Source organism: Dietzia sp. CW19 (genome assembly GCF_014145265.1).
Classification (GTDB): domain Bacteria; phylum Actinomycetota; class Actinomycetes; order Mycobacteriales; family Mycobacteriaceae; genus Dietzia; species Dietzia natronolimnaea.
The window spans coordinates 1-1,981 of the sequence record NZ_JAALEE010000205.1; the positions used below are offsets into that span (position 1 = coordinate 1).

Sequence of the window (1,981 nt, forward strand, 5' to 3'; positions counted from 1 at the left end):
GCCGCCCCCCGACGCCGAGCGCGTCGAGTGCCCCCGCGGTGGCCAGCGCCTCCATCTGTCGGACGGTCAGCCCGGTGCGGCCGGCGAGGTCGGCGGCCGAGAGGTACGGGCCGTGGGTGTCGCGCTCGTCGGCGATCGCCGTGGCGAGATCGGTGCCGATGACCCGCACGGACTCCAGGCCGAGACGCACCTCGGTACCCCCGTTCTCACACGTGGCACCGCCGATCGAGCGGTTGACGCAGGGGCGGTGCACGGTGACGCCGTGCCTGCGGGCGTCGGCCACGAGGGACTGCGGCGAGTAGAACCCCATCGGCTGGCTGCGCAACAGCGCCGCACAGAAGACGGCCGGGTGGTGGCACTTGAACCACGCCGAGTAGTAGACGATCGCCGCGAAGGACTGGGAGTGGCTCTCGGGGAAGCCGTAGTTGGCGAACGCGCACATCTTCTCCCAGATCCGCTCCCCCACCTCGGGCCCGGTGACCGGTGTCCCGGGTGGGCTGGTGCCGATGCCGTGGAGGTCACGCATGCCCGCGAAGAACCTCTCCCGCAGCCGCGCCATCCGCTCGGGTGAGCGCTTGGCCCCCATCGCCCGGCGGAGCTGGTCCGCCTCCGCCCCGGTGAACCCGGCGATCTCGGTGGCGATCTGCATGAGCTGCTCCTGGAACAGCGGGATCCCCAGCGTCCGCCCCAGGGCCGCCTCGATCGCGGGGTGGTCGAACACCACCTCCTCCCGCCCGTTTCGTCTACGGATGTAGGGGTGCACGGAGCCGCCCTGGATGGGGCCGGGGCGGATGAGCGCCACCTCCACCACGAGGTCGTAGAACGTCCGCGGCCGGAGTCTGGGCAGCGTGGCCATCTGCGCCCGCGACTCCACCTGGAACACCCCCACGGAATCACCCCGGCACAGCATCTCGTAGACCTCGGGATCGGAGAGGTCCAGTCGGGCCAGGTCCACCTCGAGGTCCTTGTGCTCGGCCGCGAGGTCGATGGCGTGGTGTAGCGCCGTGAGCATCCCCAGCCCCAGCATGTCGAACTTGACCAGACCGACCGCCGCGCAGTCGTCCTTGTCCCACTGCAGGACCGTCCGCCCGGGCATGCGCGCCCATTCGACGGGCACCACGTCGGCCACCGGCCGGTCGCAGATCACCATGCCGCCGGAATGGATGCCGAGGTGCCGGGGCAGTCCGACGAGTCTGCGGGCCAGCGCCAGCACGTCGGCCGGGACGGTGTGCTCGGTGGCCTCCCGCTCGTGGTTCTTCAGACCCGACCACCGGTCCACGCTCTTGGACCACGCGTCCTGCTGCCCGGTGGAGTACCCGAGTGCCCGGGCCACGTCCCGCACGGCCGACCGCCCCCGGTAGGTGATGACATTGGCGACCTGCGCGGCATGGTCCCGCCCGTAGCGGGAGTAGACGTACTGGATGGCCTCCTCCCGACGACCGGACTCGATGTCCACGTCGATGTCGGGCGGACCGTCCCGCTCCGGGGACAGGAATCGCTCGAAGAGCAGGTGCGCGCCCACCGGGTCGACGTTGGTGATGCCGAGGGCGTAGCAGACCGCCGAGTTGGCGGCCGACCCCCTGCCCTGGCAGAGGATGCCCTCCCTGCGACAGAACTCGACGATGTCGTGGACCACGAGGAAGTAGCCGGGGAACCCCAGCTCGGCGATCACCCCCAGCTCGCGGTGGATCTGGGCATAGGCCTCCGGCGCCGTATCCCGGGCCCCGTAGCGCCGCGCGGCCCCCGCATAGGTGAGTTCGGCGAGCCGACTGTCCTCCGTGTGACCCTCGGGAACATCGAACGGCGGCAGCTCGGGGGCGATGAGCCGGAGGTCGAATGCGCACTCGCGACCCAGGCCCGCCGCGCCGGTGACGGCGGCCGGCCAGCGGTCGAACAGCTCGGCCATCTCCTCCCCCGAACGCAGGTACGCCCCGCCGGCCGGGGGCAGGTGCGCGGCATGGGTCTCCAGGGCGTCGCGGGC

General features: G+C 71.6%; 1 protein-coding gene. It reads right to left on the reverse strand.

Translation table 11 applies throughout. From position 1 onward, the window contains the following. The coding region (locus G6021_RS06940) for an error-prone DNA polymerase (RefSeq protein WP_182640926.1) at positions 1 to 1,981 on the reverse strand (1,981 nt) is incomplete at both ends.